At 67.7% G+C, this 24,096-nt stretch carries 24 protein-coding genes; 9 read left to right on the plus strand and 15 right to left on the minus strand.

All coding sequences use genetic code 11. From position 1 onward, the window contains the following. Positions 1-89 precede the first annotated feature (89 nt). Positions 90-1,172, plus strand: coding sequence for an LLM class flavin-dependent oxidoreductase (locus tag ASE64_RS06075; RefSeq protein ID WP_200920146.1), 1,083 nt, complete (start codon positions 90-92; stop codon positions 1,170-1,172). A gap of 28 nt (positions 1,173-1,200) precedes the next feature. On the opposite strand, the gene ASE64_RS06080 is transcribed toward ASE64_RS06075, so the two are convergent. The 6 genes from ASE64_RS06080 to ASE64_RS06105 all read right to left on the minus strand — a co-directional run bounded on the left by ASE64_RS06080 (position 1,201) and on the right by ASE64_RS06105 (position 5,432). Continuing rightward, positions 1,201-1,905, minus strand: coding sequence for a glycosyltransferase (locus ASE64_RS06080; protein WP_055777623.1), 705 nt, complete (start codon positions 1,903-1,905; stop codon positions 1,201-1,203). Continuing rightward, positions 1,902-3,275 carry a bifunctional PIG-L family deacetylase/class I SAM-dependent methyltransferase gene (locus tag ASE64_RS06085; protein ID WP_055777626.1) on the minus strand — a complete coding sequence of 458 codons (1,374 nt, stop codon included), beginning with the start codon at positions 3,273-3,275 and terminating at the stop codon, positions 1,902-1,904. The genes ASE64_RS06080 and ASE64_RS06085 overlap by 4 nt, the downstream gene beginning before the upstream one ends. Beyond that, positions 3,272-4,273 (minus strand): acyl-CoA dehydrogenase family protein, encoded by a 1,002-nt coding sequence (locus tag ASE64_RS06090; RefSeq protein WP_055777631.1) that lies wholly within the window; start codon positions 4,271-4,273, stop codon positions 3,272-3,274. Before ASE64_RS06090 ends, ASE64_RS06085 begins: the two co-directional genes overlap by 4 nt. A gap of 111 nt (positions 4,274-4,384) precedes the next feature. Continuing rightward, complete coding sequence (locus ASE64_RS06095; RefSeq protein WP_082466104.1) at positions 4,385-4,558, minus strand: CsbD family protein; 174 nt, start codon at positions 4,556-4,558, stop codon at positions 4,385-4,387. 123 nt (positions 4,559-4,681) lie between these two features. Next, entirely contained in the window at positions 4,682-4,903 is a 222-nt protein-coding gene (locus ASE64_RS06100) for a hypothetical protein (protein WP_055777636.1), read from the minus strand. 82 nt (positions 4,904-4,985) lie between these two features. Further along, the gene (locus ASE64_RS06105) at positions 4,986-5,432 is read right to left on the minus strand and encodes a hypothetical protein (protein WP_055777639.1); all 447 of its coding nucleotides are present in this window, start codon (positions 5,430-5,432) and stop codon (positions 4,986-4,988) included. A gap of 73 nt (positions 5,433-5,505) precedes the next feature. Here ASE64_RS06105 and ASE64_RS06110 point away from each other — a divergent pair, with 73 nt between their 5' ends. Next, positions 5,506-6,291: a DUF817 domain-containing protein gene (locus ASE64_RS06110; protein ID WP_055777642.1), complete on the plus strand. Its 786-nt coding sequence runs from the start codon at positions 5,506-5,508 to the stop codon at positions 6,289-6,291. Here the strand turns inward: ASE64_RS06110 and ASE64_RS06115 are convergent, their stop codons facing one another. Genes ASE64_RS06115 through ASE64_RS06125 form a run of 3 tightly spaced genes read right to left on the minus strand, consistent with a single transcriptional unit; the run spans position 6,292 to position 8,631 of the window. Continuing rightward, positions 6,292-7,092 carry an amino acid ABC transporter ATP-binding protein gene (locus ASE64_RS06115; RefSeq protein ID WP_055777646.1) on the minus strand — a complete coding sequence of 267 codons (801 nt, stop codon included), beginning with the start codon at positions 7,090-7,092 and terminating at the stop codon, positions 6,292-6,294. After that, positions 7,079-7,747, minus strand: a complete 669-nt coding sequence (locus tag ASE64_RS06120) for an amino acid ABC transporter permease (RefSeq protein WP_055777649.1) — start codon at positions 7,745-7,747, stop codon at positions 7,079-7,081. The genes ASE64_RS06115 and ASE64_RS06120 overlap by 14 nt, the downstream gene beginning before the upstream one ends. Before the next feature lie 53 nt (positions 7,748-7,800). Continuing rightward, a complete protein-coding gene (locus ASE64_RS06125) occupies positions 7,801-8,631 on the minus strand; it encodes an amino acid ABC transporter substrate-binding protein (protein ID WP_055777652.1) in 831 nt (276 codons plus the stop codon). A gap of 211 nt (positions 8,632-8,842) precedes the next feature. Between ASE64_RS06125 and cofG the strand changes: the two genes are divergently transcribed. Together cofG and ASE64_RS06135 are read left to right on the plus strand one after the other, a co-directional pair. After that, on the plus strand, positions 8,843-11,302 hold the full coding sequence (gene cofG, locus ASE64_RS06130) for a 7,8-didemethyl-8-hydroxy-5-deazariboflavin synthase CofG (protein ID WP_082465959.1): 2,460 nt from the start codon (positions 8,843-8,845) through the stop codon (positions 11,300-11,302). Continuing rightward, positions 11,299-13,311 (plus strand): flavin-containing monooxygenase, encoded by a 2,013-nt coding sequence (locus tag ASE64_RS06135; protein ID WP_235480521.1) that lies wholly within the window; start codon positions 11,299-11,301, stop codon positions 13,309-13,311. The genes cofG and ASE64_RS06135 overlap by 4 nt, the downstream gene beginning before the upstream one ends. Here the strand turns inward: ASE64_RS06135 and ASE64_RS06140 are convergent. Beyond that, entirely contained in the window at positions 13,308-13,937 is a 630-nt protein-coding gene (locus ASE64_RS06140) for a DUF6630 family protein (protein ID WP_055777655.1), read from the minus strand. The genes ASE64_RS06135 and ASE64_RS06140 overlap by 4 nt on opposite strands. A 94-nt stretch (positions 13,938-14,031) precedes the next feature. Between ASE64_RS06140 and ASE64_RS06145 the strand changes: the two genes are divergently transcribed. Then, positions 14,032-14,808 carry an AraC family transcriptional regulator gene (locus ASE64_RS06145; RefSeq protein ID WP_055777657.1) on the plus strand — a complete coding sequence of 259 codons (777 nt, stop codon included), beginning with the start codon at positions 14,032-14,034 and terminating at the stop codon, positions 14,806-14,808. 143 nt (positions 14,809-14,951) lie between these two features. Here ASE64_RS06145 and ASE64_RS17845 read toward each other — a convergent pair whose 3' ends face one another. Next, positions 14,952-15,080 (minus strand): hypothetical protein, encoded by a 129-nt coding sequence (locus tag ASE64_RS17845; protein ID WP_268750566.1) that lies wholly within the window; start codon positions 15,078-15,080, stop codon positions 14,952-14,954. On the opposite strand from ASE64_RS17845, the gene ASE64_RS06150 reads away from it, so the two are divergent. Genes ASE64_RS06150 through ASE64_RS06165 form a run of 4 tightly spaced genes read left to right on the plus strand, consistent with a single transcriptional unit; the run spans position 15,079 to position 19,044 of the window. Then, on the plus strand, positions 15,079-16,101 hold the full coding sequence (locus tag ASE64_RS06150) for an iron-siderophore ABC transporter substrate-binding protein (RefSeq protein ID WP_055777660.1): 1,023 nt from the start codon (positions 15,079-15,081) through the stop codon (positions 16,099-16,101). The genes ASE64_RS17845 and ASE64_RS06150 overlap by 2 nt on opposite strands. Beyond that, a complete protein-coding gene (locus ASE64_RS06155; protein ID WP_055777663.1) occupies positions 16,098-17,141 on the plus strand; it encodes a FecCD family ABC transporter permease in 1,044 nt (347 codons plus the stop codon). The genes ASE64_RS06150 and ASE64_RS06155 overlap by 4 nt, the downstream gene beginning before the upstream one ends. A gap of 8 nt (positions 17,142-17,149) precedes the next feature. Further along, complete coding sequence (locus ASE64_RS06160) at positions 17,150-18,232, plus strand: FecCD family ABC transporter permease (RefSeq protein ID WP_055779674.1); 1,083 nt, start codon at positions 17,150-17,152, stop codon at positions 18,230-18,232. Continuing rightward, on the plus strand, positions 18,229-19,044 hold the full coding sequence (locus ASE64_RS06165) for an ABC transporter ATP-binding protein (RefSeq protein ID WP_055777667.1): 816 nt from the start codon (positions 18,229-18,231) through the stop codon (positions 19,042-19,044). The genes ASE64_RS06160 and ASE64_RS06165 overlap by 4 nt, the downstream gene beginning before the upstream one ends. Before the next feature lie 83 nt (positions 19,045-19,127). On the opposite strand, the gene ASE64_RS06170 is transcribed toward ASE64_RS06165, so the two are convergent. The 4 genes from ASE64_RS06170 to ASE64_RS06185 all read right to left on the minus strand — a co-directional run bounded on the left by ASE64_RS06170 (position 19,128) and on the right by ASE64_RS06185 (position 24,076). Next, positions 19,128-19,418 carry a DUF4190 domain-containing protein gene (locus tag ASE64_RS06170; protein WP_162234548.1) on the minus strand — a complete coding sequence of 97 codons (291 nt, stop codon included), beginning with the start codon at positions 19,416-19,418 and terminating at the stop codon, positions 19,128-19,130. Positions 19,419-19,483: 65 nt separating this feature from the next. Continuing rightward, the gene (locus ASE64_RS06175) at positions 19,484-20,548 is read right to left on the minus strand and encodes an acyltransferase family protein (protein ID WP_055777673.1); all 1,065 of its coding nucleotides are present in this window, start codon (positions 20,546-20,548) and stop codon (positions 19,484-19,486) included. Between the two features lie 7 nt (positions 20,549-20,555). Beyond that, positions 20,556-21,842 carry a glycosyltransferase gene (locus tag ASE64_RS06180; protein WP_055777676.1) on the minus strand — a complete coding sequence of 429 codons (1,287 nt, stop codon included), beginning with the start codon at positions 21,840-21,842 and terminating at the stop codon, positions 20,556-20,558. Beyond that, entirely contained in the window at positions 21,839-24,076 is a 2,238-nt protein-coding gene (locus ASE64_RS06185; RefSeq protein WP_156351676.1) for a glycoside hydrolase domain-containing protein, read from the minus strand. The genes ASE64_RS06180 and ASE64_RS06185 overlap by 4 nt, the downstream gene beginning before the upstream one ends. Positions 24,077-24,096 lie beyond the last annotated feature (20 nt).

Below are 24,096 nucleotides of genomic sequence, written 5' to 3' on the forward strand. Positions count from 1 at the left end.
GCAAGGGGTTTCGCCGCATTTGCCCGGTTTCGACCGCGAGGTTCGCGAGCGCGGAATACCGGTGGACATCCGAAGCGTTGACCCGAACGATGCTGAAACTCTCTGTTCTCGACCTCCTGCCCGTACGCACCGATCAGACGACCGGCGACTCCGTCGCCTCGGCGGTGTCTCTCGCGCGACGGGCCGACGAGCTCGGCTTCACCCGATTCTGGGTCGCCGAGCACCACAACATGGAAGCCGTCGCCGCGACCTCCCCGGCCGTGTTGATCGCCCATCTGGCGGCGAACACGAGCCGAATCCGGGTCGGCTCGGGCGGCGTGATGCTGCCCAATCACGCACCACTCACGGTGGCCGAGCAGTTCTCTCTGCTCGAGGCGATGCATCCCGGTCGTATCGACCTGGGCATCGGGCGCGCGCCCGGCTCCGACCCCGTGACGGCGTACATGCTGCGCGGTGGGCGGGCCGAGGAGTCGGGGGTGGATTCGTTCCCGGGCGACGTCGAGCTGGTCGCCGGACTTCTCGGTTCCGGCGACACGCCGATCACCGACGCTTTCGACACCGCTGCGCAACCCGGGGTCGTCATTCCGCTTCGCGGCCGCGACTACGCATTACGCTCGACCCCGCGCACCGCGTCGTCACCCATGCTCTGGCTGCTGGGCTCCAGCACCTACAGCGCCCAGCTGGCCGCCCGGCTCGGGGTCGCGTTCGTCTACGCCCACCATTTCGGGCAGTCGGGTATCGACAGCGCCCTCGACCTGTACCGACGAGAGTTCCAGCCGTCGCCCGCGCTCGCCGAGCCGACCACCTTCCTCACGGTCAACGCCGTGGTCGCCGACACGCGGGAAGAAGCCGAGGCGCTCGCACTCCCGCAGCTCATCACGATGGCGAGACTCCGCTCGGGCGGCGTGCTCGGCCCTCGGATGACGGTCGAGCAGGCCCAGGCCGAGGCCCTGAACCCGATGGAGGAAGATCTCGTGGCCGATCAGGCCGCGCGGTGGATCATCGGAACGCCCGACGCGGCGTGGTCGCACCTGACGACGCTGGCCGCGAAGTACGGCGTCGACGAGGTCATGGTGTCGCCGGTCGCCTCCGACCACGACGGTCAGGACGCTCGAGTCGGCGCTGGCGCAGAACGCACTCTCGAGCTACTCGCCGCGCAACAGAACCGGTAGCTCGGCGTCTGCGTCGAGAACGCTGCGGTTAGCCCGCCACGGCTCGCAGCACCTCTGCGTACCCGTCGGGCGCACGGCCCAATAGTCGCGATGACGTGAGCACGGCGGCGCGCGCGGTGCTCACGACCTCGAGACCGAGGTTCTCGAGCGCCGTGACGAACGTCGCGTCTTCCCCCGTCGCTACGGCGGCGAATCCTCCGGCCGCCAGGTAGTGATCGGCTCGCATCCCGAGATTCGCCCCGTGCACATTCCGGTGCGTTTCGCGCAGCGGATGCCGCCGAAGGTAGTGCGCGAGCCGCTCCGCGTCGAGTCCCTCTTCGTCGGGCCGAACGGCACCGAGCAGGGCGGCGTGCCCCGCCTCAGCCGCCTCCAGCTGCACGCACAACCAGTCGGCCGGCACCGCAGAGTCCGCGTCGGTGTTCGCGATCCAGATGTTCTCGGGCGCTGCCGCCGCAGCCGTGAGCGCACGCTCGATGCCGCGCGCTCGTGCCACGCCCACCTTTCCTGCAGAGATCGCCACGGCATCGATGCCCGGACGGCGGGCGACGATGCTCGCGGTACCGTCTGTGCACCGGTCGAGCACAACGACGATGCTCACCTCGGGGCTGTCCAGCGGACGGGTCTCGTGGAGTCGCACCAGCGCCGCCTCGAGCGCGTCGAGGCAGCGATCCATCGTCTTCTCTTCGTCTCGGGCGGGCACGACGACGACGAGCTGCGCGATGCGCACGTTCACGCGAGTCCCTCGGCAGCGGCCACCGACACCGTTCCCGGAGAGCCGAACACGTCGAGGAGAAAGTCGTCATCGGCATAGCCCCCGATGCGCACGAGACCGGCCGAGCGACGGAAGGCCTCGTGCACGTCGTCGCCCCGCATGGGATAGTCGCTGACCGGGTGCCTCCAGTGACACGCGAGCACAATGCCTCCGTCTTTCAGGCTGTCAGCGGCGCGGTGCACGAGGTCGTCCAGACGATCCGGAGAGAGGTAGTACCCCACCTCGGACACGACGATCAGGTCGTAGCTCCCGTCGGGCCACTCCTGGGGAAGTGCGCGGCGCTCGAAGCGCACCTCCGAGCGGCCCGCCAGGCGTTCTCTCGCGGCATCGACCGGTGCCTGGGCGATGTCGGTGGCCAGCATGTCATCGACGCGACCGGCGAGTTCAGCGGTGAGCACACCGATGGAGCAGCCGATCTCGAGCGCCGTGCCGAAGCGCCGACGCGGGAGGGCAGCCAGCGTGAGAGCGCGTTTGCGCTCCTCGTACCATCGCGTCTCGAAGCCCCACGGATCGGTGCGGCCCTCGTAGAAGGTGTCGAAATACCCCTGGGCCAGCGACTCGGCCGACTGCGTCGGTGCGGACTCGCGGGTGACGACGAAGGTCTCGAAGTCACGACGAAAGTGCTCGACGAACGACGAAGAGACGATCGCTTCGTCTCCCGGCGCATCGGAGAGCGGTTCAGTCTGACTGCGGTGGAACTCGAGCGCCGAGACCTTGGCCGCAACGGCGTCGCTGCTCAGGGCGAGGGTGCGGATCCTGTCCCACGGCCACTCGGGCGAATCCGGCGCGCGCCAGTGCCAGCCCCAGATCGGGTACTCGGCGAGTGTCGCCCCGACGGCGTTCGCCGCCGCACGCGCCGCGTCGCCTGCGGCAGTGTGATCCGGATGCCCGTCGCCGCGCCAGGGCGACGCGATCAGCACTGTGGAATGGTCGCCGATGCAGGCCGTGACTGCGGCTGTGAGAGCGGGAACGTGCTTGCGGAGCTCTCCGTCAGGAAGACCCAGGAGCTGGACCGCGGCCCCTGGCGCCAGAGCATCGATCGCCGCCACGACCTCGGCGCGGCGAATGACGGTGAGGCGCTCCGGGGTGAAGGTCTTCGAGTCGGGATGCGAGCGCTCGCCGGCAGTCGCGACGATCACGACCACGGGAATACCTTCCGCGTGCGCCGTCGCCATGAGTCCTCCCGCTCCGAGCGTCTCGTCGTCGGGATGGGCGGCGACGACGACGAGCAGTTCGACGGCGCGAAGGTCCATCGGCTCGATACCCGCCCAGCCGTCCGCGGAGAGCCAGGCCGAGTTGGGGGTGCCCGCGTCTCGATGGTCGAAGGTCACTTCGCCGACTCCTCTGCGAGGATGCGTCGCCCCAGCGACGCTTCATCACGCTCGGCGTGATGCTGGCGTACATACAGTTCGAGATCCGCAACCCGTCGAGCGTGTTCGACCTCGAGAGCGAGCGGCGCCGGTCCGAGCGAGTGGGCTACGCGGCGGAGTACGTCTTCGACGACAGTTGCGACCACGATACGCACGCGGGCGGCGAGCATCCGGCCCTCGCTGCCCTCGGCCCTGCCGTCGTCGATGCGGCGACCGGCATCCTCCAACGCGGTCCGCGCGGCGAACAGTCCGGCGTCGACGGCGCCGAGGTGCATCAGCGCGATCTGATCGGGCTCCCGGTTCGCAGAGTGCGCACCCGTCAGCAGCCGACGCGCGAGGCCTTCGGCGCCTCCGAGCCAGCACGCCGCCACGCCGATCCCACCCCAGGCGAATCCAGGCCGATCGAGGTACCAGTCGTCGGCCCCGACGGGCGACGCGACGACATCGTCGAAGTCGACCGAGCCGCTCGGCACTCCCTGCAGGCCCAGCGCGACCCATTCACCGCTGCGCACCGTCACGCCGGCGGCACGGAGGTCTACCTCGAACAACCGCCGATGCCCACCAGCGGTGTGCGCGGTCACCAGAGCACGATCGAGCAGCTGGGCCATCGAGCACCACGGCTTCGTTCCCGACAGACGGAAGCCGCCCCCGACTTCCTCGCCATCGAGACGCACTCCCGGACCCTCGGCGGCGAATACTCCCCAGCCGCCGGCCTGCGGTTCGTGACCCGCCTCGGCGAGGATCGCACGAGCATCCAGATGAGCCTCGACGACCCGCGCCGCGGTGAGATCCGCGCGACCAAGCGCACGGAACAGTTCGAACAGAGCCGGCGTCTCGCCGGATGCCGGGCTGGGCGTGGCGTCGCCGATCATCAGAGCGAGATCTACGGCCCGCTGTGCGTCGCCGGCGACATCCGCGGCCCTGCCTGCCCAGGATTCGAGGGATTCAGCGACGGTCACCCGGTACTCCTTGCGTCAAGAAAAACTCCCCATTCCAGACGAATGCCGGGGCACCCGTGGTACCCCGGCATTCCGGTCGTTGTGCGTCAGCCTCTGGCTGCGCGAAGACCGTCAGTGCTTGAAAGCGTCTTTGACGTTCTCTCCGGCCTTGCGGGCATCGGCGCCCACCTGGTCGGCTTTGCCTTCGGCTTCGAGTCGCTCGTTGTCTGTGACCTTGCCCGTGGCTTCCTTCGCCTTACCGGCTACGTCGGTTGCGGCGTTCTTGACTTTGTCGTCGAGTCCCATGGCATCCACCTTTCGTCATGCCGGAATCTTTGTGAATTCCGACGTGACTTTTACGCTACGCCTCGAGCCACCCGGGCGGGTGGGGCTTGTGATGCCTCCGGTGATCCGTTAGACACCGACTGGTCAGTTGGGGATCTCGCCGGGAGCGTCACCGACCAGTTCGTACGAGACCGGTTCGGGCGTCACCGGGACCACCAGCTTCCAGACCCTCTCCTGAGCCTCGCCCTCGACGTCGAAGACCTCGACGATCGTCTCGCGCGGCTTGCCGTCGACGAAGTTCTCGACGGTTTCCTTGCCTTCTGAAAGCCCGCCTGATTGAAGCAGTGCACGATACGTGTCAGCCATGGAATCCAACCCCTTCGTCGATTCCGGAAAGAGTTCCGGTTGCTCTCAGTGTCACGGATCGAGCGGTCCCGCGTCCAGCCCCTCAGATCGCCGCGCTGGATGCTGTCACCAGCGTGAGCACGGCCCGACCGTATGCTTCGGCCGGGTCGGCAGCCAGGTGACTCGACGGCACACCCCGAAAGACGATGTCGACGCGATACTCCGGCGCCGCGTCCTCCGAGGTCTCCAGGCGCACGAGCGAACGGAACGCGCCGCGAAGCATGTCGCGAAGCTGGTCTTCGCGGGGCAGCCACAGCGCCTCGTGCAGCTCGACCGAGTCGAGAGCCCACTCGGTCGTGCCGTTGAAGCCGAGGATCGTGCCCGTGGGGTAGTGCTGCGCTTCAATGGTCATGTCGCTCACGGTGAAGACCTCGGCGTCGAGAGCCTCTGGATCGAAGGCCGGAGTATCGATCGAGAATCGGTCCCCCGACGACGGCTTCCACACGAGGCCGGCGTCGCGCAGCGATCGGGCGAGTTCGACGGTGATCATGCAGCCATTATCGCTGGGCCGCCTGAACCGGAGGCTCAGAGAGACCGGCCCCCACCCGCGCTATGCTCCGGCGATGACCACAACGACAGCGAGGGCGGGCTCTCTGCTGCTCGATCTGCTGGACTTCGGCGTCAAGCAGGCCCTGTCGTGCCTCTTCGCCGTCTCGATCGTCGCTGGCCTGGCGATCACCCACTTCGTCGACTTCGGGCTGGCCCGCTACGACACGATGCTCGTCTGGTGCATCATCGTGCAGATCGTGCTTGTCGCGACCAGGATCGAGACGCGCGACGAACTGCTCGTCATCTGCGTGTTCCACCTGCTCGGCCTCGCTCTCGAGGTCTTCAAGGTCGCGGTCGGCTCGTGGAGCTACCCCGACGAGGGGGTGCTTCGCATCGGCGACGTTCCCATCTACAGCGGGTTCATGTACGCGGCGATCGCGAGCTACATCTGCCAGGCGTGGCGCAGATTCGATCTCGACATCGACGCGGTGCCGATGATTCCCACGATGCTCACGGCCATCCTCTTCTACGTGAACTTCTTCACCAATCACTGGCTGCCCGACGCGCGCTGGCCACTCCTCATCGTGGTCGCGGTGCTGATGCGCAGAACGTGGGTGCGCTTCACGGTGCGCCATACGGTCTACCGGATGCCGCTGCTCGTGTCGTTCCTGCTCATCGGCTTCTTCATCTGGTTCGTCGAAAACGTCGCGACGATGCTCGGGGCCTGGAGTTATCCGGGCCAGGAGGCCGGATGGACCCTCGTGCACGCGAGCAAGATCGGGTCGTGGATGGTGCTGGTGATCTTCAGCTTCATGCTCGTGCTCTGGTTCAAGCAGCGCAAGAAGTCTCTCGTCGACTGACTACCGGTCGAGAAGGCGGTGCAGGAACTGCTTCGTGCGCGCCTCGCGGGGATTCTGCAGCACCTCCGAAGGCGGGCCCGACTCGACCACGACGCCGCCGTCCATGAACACGATCGTGTCGGCCACATGCGAGGCGAAGGTCAGCTCGTGCGTCACGAGCACCATCGTCCAGCCTTCCGTCGCGAGCTCTCGGATGACGTCGAGAACGTCTCCGACGAGCTCTGGATCCAGCGCCGAGGTGGGCTCGTCGAAGAGCAGCAGCTGCGGCTTGAGCGCCAGAGCGCGAACGATCCCCACCCGCTGCTGTTGGCCGCCCGACAGCTCGAACGGATACGCGTCGGCCTTCGCGCCGAGACCCACGCGCTCGAGCAGCGCACGAGCATCCGCCGTCGCCTCGGCCTTCGGCCGTTTCTGCACCTGTACCGGGCCCTCGATGACGTTCTCGAGAACCGTGCGGTGCGGAAAGAGGTTGAACTGCTGGAACACCATGGCGGAGCGGTCTCGCAGCGACGCGAGCTGTCTCTTCGAGGGACTCTGCGAGAAGTCGACGACGTCGCCACCCGAGAATTCGACCGTGCCCGCCTCGGGCACTTCGAGGCCGTTCAGCGATCTCAGCACGGTGGTCTTGCCAGACCCGGACGGGCCGATCAGGGCCACGACATCGCCGCGCGGCACGGTGAGATCGATCGATTTGAGCACCTCGACGTCACCGAAGCTCTTGCGGATGCCGCGGGCCGTGAGGAGGGGCGGGGCGTTGGCCGCGTCGGCGGGCTCCGGCATCAGGGGGTCAGTGGGCGACATAGCGATCCAACCTCTTCTCGAGCACGGACTGGGCGCTCGAGAGCACGAGACAGATCACCCAGTAGACGACGGCGGCCTCGATGTAGAGCGCCATGAACTCCTGGCTGAACGCCGCGATCTGCTGCGCTTGCCTGAAGAGCTCGGTCACCAGGATCAGCGACGCGAGCGAGGTGTCTTTGACGAGGCTGATGAAGGTGTTCGACAGCGGGGGGACGGAGACTCGAGCGGCCTGCGGCAGGATGACCCGCACGAGTGTCTGCGCCCTCGACATGCCGATCGTGTATCCGGCCTCCCACTGTCCCTTCGGAACAGAGAGGATGGCCGCCCTGATCACCTCGGCCGCGTAGCCGCCCACGTTCAGAGAGAAGGCGATGATGGCGCTCGGCCACGGGTCGACGAGGATGCCGATCGACGGCAGGCCGTAGAAGATCACGAACAGCTGCACCAGCAGCGGCGTGCCTCTGATGATCGAGATGTACCCGCGGGCGAGGCCCGACACGATGAGGATGCGCGAGAGCCGCATCAGCGCGATACCGAGGGCGATGATCAGCCCCAGCACGAAGGACATCAGCGCGAGCGGGATGGTGCCGGTGAGCGCCCCTCCCACGATGGGGAGGAGCGATCGCAGCAGCAGATCCCACAGCGATTCGGTCATTCGTCAATCCTCCCGCACCGGGGCGTCATCGATCGACCCTTTTCGCTACAGCCTTACTGCGTGACGTCGCTTCCGAAGTACTTGTCGGAGATCTTCGCCAGCGTTCCGTCGGCACGGAGGTCGTCGAGCGCCTTGTCGACGGCCTGCTGCAGCTCGGTGTTTCCCTTGGCGAAGACGAAGGCGTTGAGCGAGGGGTCATCTGTCTCGGCCGCGATCTTGAGGCCGGTGTCGCCCTTCTGCTTCTGGTAGTCGAGGAAGGTGAGGTTGTCGTTCACGGTCGCGTCGACGCGACCCTGCTCGAGCAGCGCCACGGCCTGGGCCCATCCCTCGACGGCCTCGACGTTCGCGCCGCTCTTCTGGGCCAGTTCGTACCAGTTGCTGGTCAGCGACTGCGCCGTGGTCTTGCCCGACAGGTCGGCGAACGACGAGATGTCGGAGTTGTCGTTCTTCACGACGATGACGCCGGGGCTCACGGTGTAGGGCTCGGAGAAGTCGTACTTCGCGGTGCGCTCGTCGTTGATCGAGACCTGGTTGGCGATCACGTCGAAGCGTCCGGCCTCGAGGCCCGCGAAGATCGCGTCCCACTGGGTCTCCTCGAACTTCACCTTCACACCGAGCTTGTCGGCGACGGCGCTGATGATCTCGACGTCGTAGCCGGTGATGTCTCCCGTGCCGTCTTCGTGGTAGCTGAACGGCCGGTACGTGCCCTCGGTGCCGACCGTGAGGACTCCGGCCTCCTGGATCGCGGCCAGCGAGTTGGCCTTCAGCTTGCCCTCGCTCGTTGCGCCATCGGATGTCGACGACGGGCTCGCGCATGCGCCCAGAGCAAGAGTTGCGGCTGCGGCGAGCGAGACGAGCGCGACGAGGGAGGAGGAGCGTTTCACGGGTGATCCTTTGCTGTGTGACTGAGGTGTTCAGGGTAGCCAGCGCTCGAGGCCCCTCGAAAATTCCGTGACGCCGCATGACGGTGAAGGCGAGGATCCGGGCTCGGACCCGCGCGTATAGTTGAAGGCAATCAGCGCGCGGGCCTGGATTTGGGCTCAGCGGCACTCTGTCGAGTGCCGGTTCCACCCCTCCTCCCGCAGAAAGACGCTGATGACAGACGCTTCACCCGCCCCCGCGATCTCCGAGATTCAGGATGCGCTGGGTCGCGTCGAGCGCGACGCCCGCGTGTCGCAGGCCGATGCGGAACTTCTCTTCTCCGCTCGTGGCGACGAGCTCGATCGACTGCTCGCCGTATCGACGCGGCTGCGCGACGAGGGGCTCGACAGCTCGGGTCGGCGCGGCATCATCACCTACTCCAAAAAAGTCTTCATCCCGGTCACGCACCTGTGCCAGGATCGCTGCCACTACTGCATCTTCGTCGAGACCCCCAACAAGCTGGCCACCAAGGGCAAGCCCATCTACATGTCGCCCGATGAGATCCTCGAAGTGGCCAGAGCCGGCGCGGCCCTCGGCTGCAAAGAGGCGTTGTTCACGCTCGGCGACCGCCCGGAGAACCGCTGGCCGGTGGCGCGCGAGTGGCTCGATGCCCACGGCTACGCCTCGACCATCGACTACATCAGGGCGATGGCGATTCTCGTGCTCGAGGAGACGGGTCTGCTTCCGCACCTGAACCCGGGGGTCATGTCGTGGAGCGAGCTGCAAGCGCTCCGGCCGGTCGCGCCGTCGATGGGAATGATGCTCGAGACCACCGCCACGAGGCTGTGGTCTGAGAAGGGCGGCGTGCACTACGGCTCACCCGACAAGGATCCGGCTCTCAGGCTCCGCGTTCTCGACGACGCAGGCCGGTCGAAGGTTCCGTTCACCACGGGAGTGCTGCTGGGCATCGGCGAGAACAACGCCGAACGCGCAGAGGCGCTCTTCGAGATCCGCGCCTCGCACGAACGCCACGGGCACATTCAAGAGACCATCGTTCAGAACTTCCGCGCGAAGCCGCGGACCGCCATGCAGAACGAGGTCGACCTCGCGCTGCAGGAGTACGTCGCCGCCGTCGCGGTCGCCCGCGTCGTGATGGGCCCCGACGCGACGATCCAGGCCCCACCGAACCTCACCGATGCGCACGAGTTGGGACTGCTGCTGCGCGCAGGAATCGACGATTGGGGCGGAGTGAGTCCGCTCACGGCCGACCACGTCAACCCCGAGCGGCCCTGGCCGGAGCTCGACACCCTCGCGGCGCTGACGTCAGACGCCGGATTCGAACTGCGCGAACGGCTGACCGCGCATCCGCAGTTCGTGCTCGAGCCCGAAGAGTGGATCGATGCGCGCATCAGGCTGCATGTCGATGCGCTGTCCGCGCCGTCGGGCCTCGCCGAAGAAGACGCGCCCGTCATCGGTCGCCCCTGGGGCCGCGCGCTCGAGATGTCGAAGGCCCGCTCCCTGAGCCTGTCGAAGGGAACGCCCGCGACCGCTGCCATCCTCGCCGCTTCGAGCGCCCCCGCCGCCCTCTCGGACGCTCACTACCTCGAGCTCCTCGGGGCATCGGGCGCAGAACTCGACGCGCTCACATTGCTGGCCGACGACATCCGTCGCGACGCCGTGGACGACGACGTCACCTTTGTGATCAACCGCAACATCGACTCCTCGCTCTACGGCATCGACCCCGAGAGGGGTGGACTGAGCGTCGAGACGATCGGCGAGCTCGCCGACGAGGCGGCTGCGCTGGGGGCGACCGAGCTGTGCGTGCAGGGCGCGGTCGCCGCCCACATGCCCGCCACGGCATATCTCGATATCGTCCGCGCGATCAGAGCCCGGCAGCCCGGACTGCACGTGCACGCCTACCGCCCGACCGAGATCGCCGACGGGGCACGCCGCCTCGGCCTGCCCCTGGGCGAGTACCTGCTGGCACTGCGCGAGGCGGGTGTCGACAGCGTGCCGGGAACCGGAGCCCGCATCCTCGACGACGACGTGCGTCGCGTGCTCAGCGAGGGCGGGGACCCGCCCGCCTCCGAGTGGATCGCCTCGATGACGGCCGCGCATCGAGCGGGTCTCCGCTCGACCTCGACCATGATCTACGGCCATATGGAGACCCCGATTCAGCAGCTGGCGCATCTGCGCGCACTCGCACGCCTTCACGACGAGACGGGCGGTTTCACCGAGTTCATCCCCATGCCCTACGTGCGACTGGATGCGCCGGCGGGTGTCGCCAGGATCGCCGGACCAGGCCCGGATGCCCGGCAGACCCGTGCTCTGCACGCCGTCGCACGACTGCTGCTGCACGGACGCATCGACCACGTACAAGCGGCTTGGACGAAGCTCGGACTGGCCGAGAGCCAGGCGGTGCTGACCGGCGGCGCCGACGACCTGGGCGGCCTTCTTCTCGACGGAACGGCCAAGCCGGAGGCCGGAGCCGAAGCGCATCGCTCGCTCACCATCGCCGACCTCGAGCGCACGGCCAGTGAGATCGGGCGCGGCGTGCGGCAGCGCACAACGAGCTACGGTTCTCCGACGGCCGAGCAGCTGGCGTTCGCGCGGCGAGCGGACGCGCCTCCCGCGACGCGGCTTCAGCTGCCGATCTCCGAGCGCCGCGGCGCGCTCCTCGCCGTTCGCTCATGACACAGCCCTCGGGGCGCCCGACGATCGTTCTGCTCGGCGCGCCCGGAAGCGACGAGGACATGGCCTTCCTCGGCCCCATGTTGGCGCGCACCCGCCACGTGATCGCGCTCGATCCGATCGCACTCTCGGGCGGGTGCTCCGAAGACGGTGCACCCGCACTGACCAGGGCAGGTGACGAATGCTGCCTGATCGCGACCGGGGCGCACGCCGACGCCGCGATCCAGGCGGCGCGCCGCGCGCCCGGTCGCATCACTCGAATTGTGCTCATCGATCCCGAGTACGCCGATGCTGCACCCGAGACCGACGTGCTCGGCGGGCCCGATGTGCTGATTCTCGCCTCGGGAGAGCGGGGCCTCGACGACGTTCGCCGCGCATTGCGGGAACGACCGGCACGCATCCTGAGCCTGATCGAGGAGTTCCTCGACGACGCTCCCCCGCGGCCCGTCGGCCGGAGCACGACCACCGGCGCGCAGACATCGTTCGCGCCGCCCGGCGTGACCGAGATCGACACCGTCTCCGAAATCGACACCGTGGCCGAGATCGACACCGTGATCGTCGGTGCCGGGTTCGCGGGGCTCGGCGCGGGCATCCGGCTGAAGCGTCGGGGCGACGCGTCGTTTGTGATCCTCGAGCGCGCACACGACGTGGGCGGAACGTGGCGCGACAACACCTACCCCGGTGTCGCCTGCGACATTCCCTCGCACCTGTACTCGTTCTCGTTTCTGCCGAACCCCGGCTGGTCGAGCTTCTTCGCCAGCGGCAGCGAGATCCACGACTACCTGCGCGACGCCGTGCGCTCGGAAGGCCTCGAACCGCATCTGCGACTGGGGTCGGAGGTGCTCGAGATGCGCTGGCTCGCCGGCGAACTGCGCTGGCGGGTGACGACGAGCTCGGGTGAGTTCGTGTGCCGAACGCTCATCGTGGCCGCCGGGCGACTCTCGGATGCCCGCATGCCCGACGTCACCGGGCTCGACTCCTTCACCGGCCCCGTCATGCACTCGTCGGCATGGGACGACTCCGTCGAGCTGGGCGACCGACGCATCGGGGTCGTGGGGACGGGAGCGTCAGCAGCCCAGTTGATTCCCCGGCTCGCGCGCCTCTCCTCGAGTGTCGTCGTCTTCCAGCGCAGCGCGCCCTATGTCGTTCCTCGTCCCGATCACGACTACACCCCCGAAGAGCAACGAGACTTCGCCGACCCGGTCGCTCACGCGGCGATGCGCGACGACCTCTTCTGGGGTGCAGAGACGGCTTTCGCCGAACGGATGCGTGTGCCCAGTTTCATCGATCGGCTGCGCGATCGTGCACTCGGTCACCTCGAGAGCCAGGTCGCCGACCCTGCCGTGCGAGCCGCCGCCACACCCGACTACGAGATCGGTTGCAAGCGCGTGATCATCTCGAACGACTACTACCCGGCGCTCTCCTCCACCTCGGTCACCCTCGAGCCGTCGGCGTTGCGCTCGGTCTCCGGTAGCGTCGCGACATCGGCCGATGGCGCACGATTCGAACTCGATGTGCTGGTGTTCGCCACCGGATTCGAGTCGACCCGGCCGCCTTTCGCGAGACGTACCTTCGGGGCCGACGGAGTGCGCCTCTCCGAGGTGTGGTCAGCCGGCATGCGCGCGCACGCGTCCACTGCCGTGCACGGCTTTCCGAACATGTTCGTGCTCGACGGACCCAATGCGAGCCTCGGCCACAACAGCGCCGTCGTGATGATCGAGGCGCAGATCGACTATCTGCTGGCGGCACTCGATCACCGCGACGCCGAGGGTATCGACGCTCTCGATGCCTCGCTCGAGGCACAGGATGCCTACACTCGCGAGATCGACGCAAAGGCCGCGTCGACCGTGTGGCTGACCGGTGGATGCGAGAGCTGGTACGTCGATGAGCACAGCAGACGACTGACCCTGCTCTGGCCCGATTTCGCGTACGCCTTCCAACGACGCCTGTCGCGTTTCGATGCCGAGAACTACGACGTCGTCGCTGCGCGTCGACACGTCGGCGCCCTCTAGAGCTCGATGCCGCCGTCGTAGTCTCGACCACCGGAATGCCGCGCGTGCTCCGTGGTCATCACGTCGACGCGATGCCCCAGCTCTGCCGCGAGCGCCACGACGCGATCTCGCTTGGCGCTCTCGACGAGAACGATCGTGTACGAATCGGAGTCGATGCCGAAGACGAGCAGTTCGAGGCCGGCCGGGGCGAGCAGCGCGTTCGCCCGCAGCATGCCGAACGTGAGGTGCGCATCCGCGTCGTCGACAGACTGCAGGTCGACGCCGCTCGAGAGCACCGCGCTCATGCGGCTCAGGGCCCACGCCAGCTCCGCGGCATTGTCCTTCCAGTCGAGCTCATGTGCCAGCTCGTTCTCGATCAGCCAGTCGACGAGGGCGAACCACGGGTCGACATCGTCGTCTTCGAGGCCTCGGTTCTCGGCCTCGGCGGCGTGCAGCTCGAGGTACGCGGATGGAGCCGAGTAGGCCTGCAGCACCACCTCCGCCAGCCCCGCGTCCGGCGAGAGCAGCTGCGAGAGCTCGCGCCAGCGTGCGGCACCGTCGTCGTCGGAGGAATGTCCTTGAGGCGCCGCGTCGTGCTGCCGAGTCTCGTCCGAACCCGATGCGCGGCGGAACGGATTCCATGCCATGACCGGCCTCCTCCCCTCGCACACGGTTGCACTCTCAGCCTGACAGCCCGAGACCGTACGCGCATCCCCCCTTGCGTTCACCTACGCTGAAGGCGTGACCCGACCCGAGAGCCGCCGATTGCCTCTCTACGAGGCCGGCGAGATCGAGGTGCCCTTCGTCATCGCGGGTCATAGCGAGTTGATCGATCGCGACACGCACTGGGAAGAGCATTCGCATCCCACCCACGAGCTCCTGTGGAACGAGGTGGGAACGTCGAGGGCGATGATCGGATCGCGCATCTACACGATCACCCCGTCGATCGGTCTGTGGATCCCGGCCGGTATCGCGCATTCGGGCTGGTCGCCCGGCGGTACGCGTCAGCGCGCAGCGCACTTCGGCATTCGGCGCGTGCCGTCGATCTCACCCGATCCTGTGGCGGTCGACATCTCACCCCTGCTCCGGCTGCTCCTCGACCGCGTCGACAGCACTGAGCTCGATGATCGCTCCCGAGAAACGGCTGAGGCCATGGTGATCGATGTGCTCCAGCCGGCAGCACACGAACTCCTCCTGCGCATCCCCGAATCCGCGATGCTGCAGCCGGTCGTCGACGCGGTGCGCACCGACCCGGCAGATGCGACGACCCTGGTGGAGTGGTCGACCCGGCTCGGCGTGAGCACCCGAACCATCACCCGCCAGTTCACGTCGGAGACCGGAATGGGGTTCACACGGTGGAGTGCCGCCGCGCGGGCGCAGCATGCGATCGTCCTCCTCGGCGAGGGCCGCGAGATCGACGACGTCGCTGCGGCGGTGGGCTATCGATCGGCCAGCTCCTTCGGAACGGCATTTCGCCGGGTCACGGGCATGACCCCCGGTCGTTTCCGTCCGCAGTAGCCGCGAGCCGGAGTCGATACGTATGTCCGTTTCGCGCTATTCACTGTCTCAAACACTGGATTGCGTCATCGCCGTTGGGCGGCTAACTTTGGTTAGGCAATCCTAAATACGCCGCACCTCTGCCGCGGACGGGTCGCACTCCATCACACGCTCGACTGTCGCCGGTCGCGCCGGCCACCGCCCGCGCTCGGCGCATCCGGTGCGCCCGCGATCGGGTGCCCCGTGACGACGTCGACAGAGCACGCACCGCACCACAACAGAAAGGCATCCATGCCCCGCGCGTCCCGATTCCTCGCTCTCTCCGCCGCAGGCCTGCTCGCCGTGGGACTCGCGGCGTGCTCTTCCACGCTCTCCGCCGACACATCGGCGGCCGACGGATTCTCGCCGATCACCATCAAGCACGCCCTGGGCACCACGACGATCGATACCAAGCCCGAACGCGTCGCCACGGTCAACTGGGCCAACCACGAAGTACCTCTCGCTCTCGGCGTCGTTCCCGTCGGCATGGCCGCGGCGAACTTCGGCGACGACAACGGCGACGGCATCCTGCCCTGGGTCGAGGAGAAGCTCACCGAGCTCGACGCCGAGACGCCCGTGCTCTTCGATGAGACAGACGGAATCGACTTCGAGGCCGTCGCGGACACCCAGCCCGATGTCATCCTCGCCGCGTATTCCGGTCTGACCCAAGAGGACTACGACACCCTGAGTGAGATCGCACCCGTCGTCGCGTACCCCGAGACGGCGTGGGGAACGTCATGGCGCGACATGATCGAGCTCAACAGCGAGGCCATGGGCATGGCCGAGGAGGGCAAGGCCCTGGTCGCCGAGCTCGAGACCGAGATCAGCGACGCCGCCGCGAAGTACCCGCAGCTCGAGGGCGTGTCGGCTGCCTTCCTGACCCACGTCGATACCTCCGACCTGAGCGAGGTCAGCTTCTACACGACACACGACACCAGGGCGATGTTCTTCGACGACCTCGGACTGGCCACGCCGGAGAGCATCGGTTCGGCCTCCGCCACGACCGACAAGTTCTCGCTGACCCAGAGCGCCGAGCAGGCCGACGCGTTCAATGACGTCGACATCATCGTCACCTATGGAGGAGACGAGATGCTCACGGCTCTCAGCGGAGACCCGCTGCTGTCGCAGATGCCCGCGGTCGCGAACGGCGCCATCGTGAATCTGCCCGGCACCAGCCCGCTCGGCACGGCCGCGAACCCCACCCCGCTGTCGATCTCGTGGGTGCTCGACGACTACCTGCAGCTGCTGGCGGCAGCGGCCGACAAGGCCGAGTGACCGCGACAGTCGCACCCCGCGTCTCGGGCGCCGTTCTCATACGGCGCTCGAGGCGCATTCGCGCGCTCGGACTCCTCGGCGCGCTCGTCGTTGTCGCGGCCGCGATGGTGGCGTCGGTCATGATCGGCTCGCGCGATGTCGGGCTCGGGGATGTCATCGCCGCGTTCGGCGGATCGGCCGACGGCTTCGAACAGGCCGCTGTCGTCAAGCGCATTCCCCGCACTCTGCTCGCGGTGCTCGCCGGGGCGGCTCTGGGCGTCTCGGGAGCGGTCATGCAGGGTGTGACACGCAATCCGCTGGCCGACCCCGGCATCCTGGGCGTGAACATGGGTGCGTCGCTCGCGGTGGTCGCGGGGTTGGCCTTCTTCGGCCTCGCGTCGCCCAGCCTGCAGATCTGGGTCGCTATAGCCGGCGCCGCGGTGACGGCCGTCTTCGTCTACACGGTCGGCTCGCTCGGTCGTGGCGGCGCCACTCCGTTGAAGCTCGCACTGGCCGGTGCTGCGACGTCGGCCGCTCTCGTCTCGTTCATCAGCGCCGTCGTTCTCGGCCGCAACGACATCGCGGGAACCGTGCGCTCGTGGCAGATCGGCGGAGTCGGCGGTTCGACGTTCGCGAGCATCGAACAGGTCCTCCCGTTCCTCGCGATCGGGTTCGTCGTGTGCCTCCTCTCGGCCCGCGGCCTCAATTCGCTGGCGCTGGGCGACGATCTCGCGGCCGGCCTCGGAGAGCGCGTCGCCGTGGCTCGCGGATCGGCTGCACTCGGCGCCGTCGTGCTGTGCGGAGCCGCCACCGCGGTGACCGGGCCCATCGCCTTCGTCGGCCTCGTCGTGCCGCACGCGTGCCGCCTCATCGTCGGCGTCGATCATCGCTGGCTGATTCCCTTCTCTGCTCTCGCGGGTGCGATCCTGTTGACCATCGCCGATGTTCTCGGCCGCATCGCCTCGCGGCCGGGAGAGGTCGATGTCGGCATCGTGACCGCACTCATCGGAGCCCCGTTCTTCATCGCCATCGTGCGCCGACAGAAGATCCGCGCACTGTGAGCGCCGACATGAAGCAGGCACGGCCCGCGCGAACGGCGTCGACGCCGCCGCCCACCCAGCCGAGCCCGACGACGCAGACCGTGCTGCGCGGTCGCATAGCCCGAGTCGCGCGCCGCCGCACCGTCGTTGTCGTGCTGGCCGCGCTCATCGTGATCATGTTCGGCGTAACGCTCGTGGTTGGTCAGACGATCTACTCCCCCGGCGAGGTCTTCCGCGTGATCCTCGGCGAGAACGTTCCTGGAGCGACCTTCACCGTCGGCCGGCTCCGGCTGCCCCGCGCCTCGCTCGCGCTGCTTGCCGGGCTCTGCTTCGGCCTCGGCGGCGTCACGTTCCAGACGATGCTGCGCAACCCGCTCGCGAGCCCCGACATCATCGGCATCAGCTCCGGCGCCAGCGCCGCCGCCGCGTTCGCCATCGTGACGCTGGGACTCGGCGGAACCCAGGTATCCATCTTCGCGATCGTCGTCGGGCTGGCCGTGGCTCTGCTGATCTACGCACTGTCGTTCAAGAGTGGCGTCGCCGGCACCCGCCTTATTCTGATCGGCATCGGCATCGCCGCGATGCTCGACAGCGTCACGGCGTACATCCTGTCTCATGCCGCCGACTGGGATCTGCAGGCCGCTCAGCGTTGGCTCACGGGCAGCCTGAACGGCGCCGGATGGGCACAGGTCGTTCCCGTTCTCATCGCGGTCGTGGCGCTCAGCCCCGTGCTTCTCGGGCAGTCGCGCAATCTCGCCGTGACCCAACTCGGTGACGACGCCGCCTCTGCCCTGGGCGTGCGCGTCGATCGCACCCGACTCATCGTCATCGTCACCGCCGTGCTGCTGATCGCGTTCGCCACCGCGGCCGCCGGCCCTATCGCCTTCGTCGCGTTCCTCTCGGGCCCTATCGCGGCGCGCATCGTCGGGCCCGGGGCCTCGCTGCTCGTGCCCGCCGCACTCGTGGGTGCCCTTCTCGTACTCGTGGCCGACTTCATCGGACAGTTCGCCCTGGGCACCCGTCTGCCCGTCGGCGTGGTCACCGGAGTGCTCGGCGCCCCGTACCTCATCTACTTGATCGTTCGAAGCAACCGCTCGGGAGGCTCGCTGTGACGACAGCCCATTCGCTCACCATCGACACGCTCACGCTGGGCTATGGCGATCGCGCCGTGATCGAGAACCTCGACCTGCTCATACCGCCGGGCCAGGTCACGGCCATCGTGGGAGCGAACGCGTGCGGAAAGTCGACTCTCCTGCGATCGATGTCGCGCCTTCTCGCGCCCCGCACCGGTCACGTGCTCCTCGACGGACACGACGTGCAGCGCATTCCAGCCAAGCAGCTCGCGCGCACTCTGGGCCTGCTTCCGCAGTCGCCCATCGCGCCGGAGGGCATCACGGTATCCGACCTGGTCGGCCGGGGACGCCACCCCCACCAGGGCATGTTCTCGCGCTGGAGCCACGCCGACGACATCGCCGTCGCCGACGCGCTCGACGCCACCGACACGGCAGCGCTGTCTGACCGACCGGTCGACGAGCTCTCGGGCGGTCAACGCCAGCGGGTGTGGATCGCGATGGCGCTCGCGCAGCAGACGGATCTGCTGCTGCTCGACGAGCCCACCACCTTCCTCGATGTGAGCCATCAGGTCGAGGTGCTCGATCTGCTGACCGATCTCAACCGCACGCGGGGCACCACGATCGTGATGGTGCTGCACGACCTCAACCTGGCGGCACGCTATGCCGACCACCTGATCGCCCTGGCGAACGGCAGTGTGCACGCGTCGGGGCCACCTGGCGACGTGCTGACCGAGGATACGGTGCGTGCGGTCTTCGGGCTCGACAGCCGGGTGATCATCGATCCCACTTCGGGGCAGCCCCTGATGCTGCCGATCGGACGTCATCACATGAGGCACTCGTCGCCGGCCTGACCGCTGCCGAACCATGAAACACAGAACGGGCCGCGCTCCCACCGATAGTCGGCGGAGCGCGGCCCGTTCGTGATGCCGGTGCGTCAGCTCTGCATCATCGAGGTTGCGACGATGGCCCCGAGGATCATCGACACGATGTTCGCCGCGATTCCCACGAAGCTCAGGATGATGCCGACGAGGGCCAGTGTGCGTGCCTGCGGCTCGCGCTTGCGCGACATGAAGCCGAGGATCACACCGGCGATGGCCAGCAGGATCCACAGGATCGGCAGGAACAGGCTGAAGACGATGCTCACGGCGCCGAAGACGAGCGACAGAATCGCCATGGTCTTCTTGCTCGAGGCGGTCGGTGCGGGGCTGTACGAGGGTGTGGTCATCAGGCTGCTCTCCATAAGTAAAGGGACATGTTCCTCACAGGGAACGCGCACACATTACCGTGAGTTCACCGCCCGAGAACACCCCTCGCCGCTCCGTGCAGAATTCGAGTTCTCCACGCCTCGGGCAGCGCGAAGAGAACCCGTGCCGGTCCCCGCACGATCAAGCGATGGATGCCGAGGGCCGCCAGTACGATCAGTGCGGTTCCGAGCACGGGAGCGAGATACCGCACGGGAGCGAATTCGAGTGACCACTCGACCGGAGGAAGCAGGAAGAGCGTCCAGATGAGGGGAAGCTGCAGCACGAAGATCGGCAGGGTGCGCCGGCCGACAGCGGAGGCGACCCTGTCGAACGGCCGCCAGCGCACCAGCAGCGAGATCAGCACGATCGACACCGCCACGGCGGCCCCGTCGCGCAGCAGCCGCAGCCCCGTCTCGAGTACAGTCCCCTCGACGCTCTGCTGCCACATCAGTTCGAAAGCGACGAACGAGGCCACGCCGAGCGCGAGCGCGAACGCGCTGCGCACGCCCGCGAGATACGTCAACACCGACGAGCCGTAGACGCCCACGGCGAAGAACACCGCGTAGTACACGACGTGCAGCCAGAGCGCCTCGTCGCGCGTCACCGGCAGGGCACCGGATGCGATGGCCAGCACCGCGAGCACACCCAGTATCGCGGCGGGCGGCACCCGGTTCAGGCTGCTGAGAACCACGACGTAGGCGGCGAGCGCGAAGATGAACCAGAGCATCGAGTCGGGAACGAACAGCTGCTCGAGGTAGTGCAGCGGCGTCATGACCCGAAACGGCACGCCCGGGTCGATGACCACGATCGAGAGCACCGCGTACACCGTGAGCCAGACGACGTAGAGCCACGACAGCGAGACGGCTCGAAGCACGGTTCGACGGTCGCTCCATCCCGCACGCACCCGGCGCGACGCCACAAACCCCGACACCGCGAAAAGCAGCGGCAGCCTGAACGCCCCGAAGAACTCCGTCAGCTGCGTCCAGACCGCGACCCCGTTGCTCGGCGGCGCGAGGGGCTCGTAGACGAAGATGCGCACGTGCAGCAGAACGACCAGCAGCACGCAGATGCCGCGCGCGGCATCCACCCACGCGAGCCGGGTCGCGCTCACCGCACGCCTATCGAACGACAACCGCCCGACGCTCGACCGGCTCGAACATGCGGTCGAACACCACCCGACGGTCGAACTGCAGGGCGTACTCGCGGGCGCGTGCGGCCCACTCGTTGCGCTCGTCGGCCGTGGTCTCGACGATGGCGCGCACGAGAGCCCGGGCGATCGCATCCGGGTCTTCGACGGGAACGACGATCGCGTGATCGCCGATCGCCTCGCCGATGCCGCCCGTGAGCGTCGTGATGATCGGGCCGCCTCCGGCGAGCATCTTCTCCGCGAGAGCGATGCCGAAGGTCTCCACGAATTCGGGCCGAGGCTTGCTGGGCAGAACGAACGCGGCGCACCCCTTCATCAGATACGGCTTCTCGGCGTCGCCCACGTCGTCGAGAAAGCGGATGCGCGACGCGACCCCGGATGCCGCCGCGGCGGCACGGAACGCGTCGGCCTGCGGTCCGCGGCCGGCGATCACGAGGGTCTTGTCGCGGTGCACGCCGCTGCGCTCGAAGCCCTCGATGAGTTCTTCGACGCCCTTGGCGTGGGTGAGGCGAGAGAGGAACAGCACGTAGTCGTCGCGCTCAAGCCCGCGCGCCGCCAGCACCTCGCCCAGCACCCCGTCGTCGAGATCGACGTAGGCATCGGCGTCGATCGCCGGGTACGACACCGTGATCTTGGCGCGGCACTGCTCGGCGAAGCGCGTTCCGTGCTGTTCGTCGACCCGTTCGGCCTCGCTGATGATGAGCTGGCGAGTGTAGTCCGAGACGGCGACGCAGTAGTCCTGACTGAGGTAGCTCGTGAGAATGTGCGCGGCGGCGCCGAGACGGCCTTCCTCCACGGCGGTGCGCACGACGTTGGTCACGTCGGAGCCGACTGCCTCTGCGATGGTGGTCACGTTCACGGGCAGTCCGGTGCCGAGGGCAGCTCGAACCGCGTCGGCGGCGGCGATGGTGTGCGGGCTCAGGTAGAGCGAGAGACACACCGTCGGCACTCCGTCGGTGAAGAGTTCGACCAGGCGGCCCGTGATGCCGGCGAGGTGGCGCCCGTCCGGCACCTTGTAGTCGCCGACCGGGGCGGGCCGCTCGACGATGATGCCGTCGCTGTACGGGAGTACCGAGTCGAGCGGTTTGAGCGGAAGCCCGGCACGCTCGAGCACATCGACGGGCCAGGTCACGATGCGCACCTCGTCGAAGCCGCGCTCGAGCGCGGTCTCGGCCAGGTTGCGCGCCTCGACCGAGTGGCCGCAGATCACCGGATCTGCTCGCACGATGATCACAAGACGGTTCTCGATGGTGGTCATGGCTGTGCTCCCGGTTGTGTGGGGGTGAGGGGTTCACGAACCGGGCCGGAACGCGAGGGGGGAAGATTCGTGGTGGCCCAGGCGCTGGGCTCGGGGCCGAGTTCGACGAGCAGCTCGCCTCCGCGGTGCAGCTCCGCTCCGCCGATCCAGCTGCGCTCCAGCGGCTCGCCGTTCAGCAGCATCGACTGCACGTACTGCACGGGGCCGCCGTGCTCGGGCTCGACGAAGTTCTTGGTGCGCACCCTGAAGCTCTCGTCGCCGACAGCGATGGTCGCAGACGAGAACAGAGGAGCACTCACGAGGAAGATGTTCTGGCCGGCGACGGGAAACAGGCCGAGCGAAGCCCACACGTTCCACGAGCTGAGCCCGCCCGAGTCGTCGTTTCCCGGCAGCCCGCCGCGGCCGGATCCGAACTGCTGCAGCAGAACGTTGTGCACGACCTCGGCCGTTCGATCGGGGCGGCCGGCGTAGTGATACGCCCAGGGCGCCTCCATGTCGGGCTCGTTGTTGAGCCCCTCGAAGCGGCCGAGCGCGTAGCCGGCCAGCATCTCCGCGACGGCAGGCCTGTTGCCGGGCTGGGTCACGGCTGGGGCTCCAAAGCCGAAGAACTCGTCGAGCTGCGCCACGAACGCGTCGGCGCCACCGCTCAGCTCGATGCGCGAGGCCATGTCGTGCAGCAGCCGGAACGAGTAGTTGTAGCGGGTGCCCTCGTAGTAGGTGGAGTCCTTCAACAGCCCGCTCTCCGGATCGAAGGCGTTGACCCACCGTTCTGCGAGCGCCTCGAATTGCTCGGCGAGCGCCGTGTCTCCCACCCGCCGAGCCACCTTCGCCGTCGCCCAGTAGCCGAACGCCAGGTCGAGGGTGTGACTGATCGGATGCGTCTCGCCGTGCAGCAGGAATTCCTCGCCGTAGGTGCGGCGCAGGTCGTCCGACATGTGCACCAGCGCCCACTCCCAGTCGATGCCGGGCAGTCCCAGCTGGCACAGATCGGCCAGGAAGGTGTGCGCGAGAGCGCTGCCCTGGCGCGAGAAGCGGTCGCTCCCCCGGGCCATGCGGTAGCCGATCGGAAAGTTGCCCTCCTCCTCGCAGATGGTGAGGAGCGCGTTGGCGAGCTCGACGGCACGCTCCGGCAGCAGAGCGGTGAGCAGTGGCAGCTGGGTGCGATAGATGTCCCACATCGTGCTGATGTCGAAGGCGAACGGTCCGTCGCTCGGCCAGAACGGGCTCTCCGAGGGAGCCAGGCAGGGCTTAATTAGCGAGTGATACAGCGCGGTCGAGAAGACGGTCTGCCGCTCGGTCGAGGTCGTCTTTACGCTCACCGACTTCAGCTGCTTGCGCCAGTGCCGCTTGGTCTTCTCGCGTCGGTGATCGAAGCGACCCGGCCCGTCGCCGCAGTCTTCGCGCAGATTGCGCCGGGCCTGCTCGACACCGCGCAGCGAGAAACCGATGCGCAGTTCGATGGTCTCGCCCGCCCGACTCGGCCCCGCCCACATGAGCCCGAAGGGGCGCAGGGTCGTGGGCCTGATGTGGTCGAAGTCGAGCCTCTTGCCACCCGGCATCAGACGGCGGTCGTAGAACAGCATCTGCCGCCACTGCGGGGTGTCGCACTCGATGTACACGGCGATCGGCGTGCCCTCGACCACGATCTCGCCCTGCGCGACTCCGGGCTCCAGCGTCTCGAGGTGAGCACGCAGCGGAATGGTCGCGCCGTAGGGAATCGACAGCCCGCCCAGCGAGAAGTCGATCACCACGCGTGCCCTCGGGTCTTCGGGGAACGTGTACCGGTGAACGGCGCTCTTCGGCCCCACCGTCAGTTCTGCTCGCACGCCGGAGTCCAGCGTGGCGGAGTAGAAGCCGGGCTCTGCGGTCTCGTCCGTCAGATCCCAATGCCGGCCCAACGCATCCAGCGGCTCGACCATGGGCGTGACGCGAAAGTAGTTGTAGTACTTGCGAATCGCGCCGGTGCCCGATTGCTGAAAGTGGGTGAAACCGGATGCCGTGGGCCGGTCGTGCAGGGTCGAGGGCACGCCCTCGAGACTCAGATCGAAGCGGCCGTAGCCGGTCGGATAGGCGCCGGAATAGGCGCAGGCCGAGACCATGCCGAGCGGGTAGGTGGCTCCCGGATGCGTGTTGCCGATCTGCGGTTTGGGCCACCACCAGCTCGCGGCGAGCCCGGTCTGAGCGGGGAGGTTCGTGGGCTCCGACCCGAGGAACGGGTCGACGTGGCCGATCACGCGAGGGCCCGTCGTCGATT

Source organism: Agreia sp. Leaf210, from assembly GCF_001421485.1.
In the GTDB taxonomy this organism is placed as follows: Bacteria; Actinomycetota; Actinomycetes; order Actinomycetales; family Microbacteriaceae; genus Agreia.

Coding starts and splice junctions, on each gene's coding strand:
- ASE64_RS06075 (WP_200920146.1), top strand. CDS start 90: ATGCTGAAACTCTCTGTTCTCGACCTCCTGCCCGTACGCACCGATCAG.
- ASE64_RS06095 (WP_082466104.1), bottom strand. CDS start 4,558: ATGGGACTCGACGACAAAGTCAAGAACGCCGCAACCGACGTAGCCGGT.
- ASE64_RS06100 (WP_055777636.1), bottom strand. CDS start 4,903: ATGGCTGACACGTATCGTGCACTGCTTCAATCAGGCGGGCTTTCAGAA.
- ASE64_RS06105 (WP_055777639.1), bottom strand. CDS start 5,432: ATGATCACCGTCGAACTCGCCCGATCGCTGCGCGACGCCGGCCTCGTG.
- ASE64_RS06110 (WP_055777642.1), top strand. CDS start 5,506: ATGACCACAACGACAGCGAGGGCGGGCTCTCTGCTGCTCGATCTGCTG.
- ASE64_RS06115 (WP_055777646.1), bottom strand. CDS start 7,092: ATGTCGCCCACTGACCCCCTGATGCCGGAGCCCGCCGACGCGGCCAAC.
- ASE64_RS06120 (WP_055777649.1), bottom strand. CDS start 7,747: ATGACCGAATCGCTGTGGGATCTGCTGCTGCGATCGCTCCTCCCCATC.
- cofG (WP_082465959.1), top strand. CDS start 8,843: ATGACAGACGCTTCACCCGCCCCCGCGATCTCCGAGATTCAGGATGCG.
- ASE64_RS06135 (WP_235480521.1), top strand. CDS start 11,299: ATGACACAGCCCTCGGGGCGCCCGACGATCGTTCTGCTCGGCGCGCCC.
- ASE64_RS06140 (WP_055777655.1), bottom strand. CDS start 13,937: ATGGCATGGAATCCGTTCCGCCGCGCATCGGGTTCGGACGAGACTCGG.
- ASE64_RS06150 (WP_055777660.1), top strand. CDS start 15,079: ATGCCCCGCGCGTCCCGATTCCTCGCTCTCTCCGCCGCAGGCCTGCTC.
- ASE64_RS17845 (WP_268750566.1), bottom strand. CDS start 15,080: ATGGATGCCTTTCTGTTGTGGTGCGGTGCGTGCTCTGTCGACGTCGTC.
- ASE64_RS06160 (WP_055779674.1), top strand. CDS start 17,150: ATGAAGCAGGCACGGCCCGCGCGAACGGCGTCGACGCCGCCGCCCACC.
- ASE64_RS06170 (WP_162234548.1), bottom strand. CDS start 19,418: ATGACCACACCCTCGTACAGCCCCGCACCGACCGCCTCGAGCAAGAAG.
- ASE64_RS06180 (WP_055777676.1), bottom strand. CDS start 21,842: ATGACCACCATCGAGAACCGTCTTGTGATCATCGTGCGAGCAGATCCG.